This window comes from Streptomyces sp. P17 (assembly GCF_032436805.1).
Taxonomy (GTDB): Bacteria; Actinomycetota; Actinomycetes; order Streptomycetales; family Streptomycetaceae; genus Streptomyces.
Window position 1 is genome coordinate 1 of record NZ_JAVRBF010001459.1, and the last position, 237, is coordinate 237.

The following is a 237-nucleotide window of genomic DNA, read 5'->3' on the forward strand; positions in this document are numbered from 1 at the left end:
GCCATATGCATCTGGCAAAGAAAGGTTCAATTCACAATACTTGTTTAACATCTCATGACTGAGTTGAGCAATATCCATACCAGTCATGAGCGTTCGTGTCAGGAAGGCATCACCACTTTCAACGTATGTCCTTGCACTATCAACGAATTTCATCGGATTGATATAGGTATTACCTACTTGCAAGACTTCAGAATAGCGTCTCTGAATTTCCTTCAACTGTTTATCTGCTTCTGATTG

At 40.1% G+C, this 237-nt stretch carries 1 protein-coding gene; it reads right to left on the reverse strand.

Annotation, left to right across the window (positions count from 1 at the left end; all coding sequences use genetic code 11):
* The coding region (locus RMT89_RS45350; protein ID WP_315889586.1) for a hypothetical protein at positions 1-237 on the reverse strand (237 nt) is incomplete at both ends.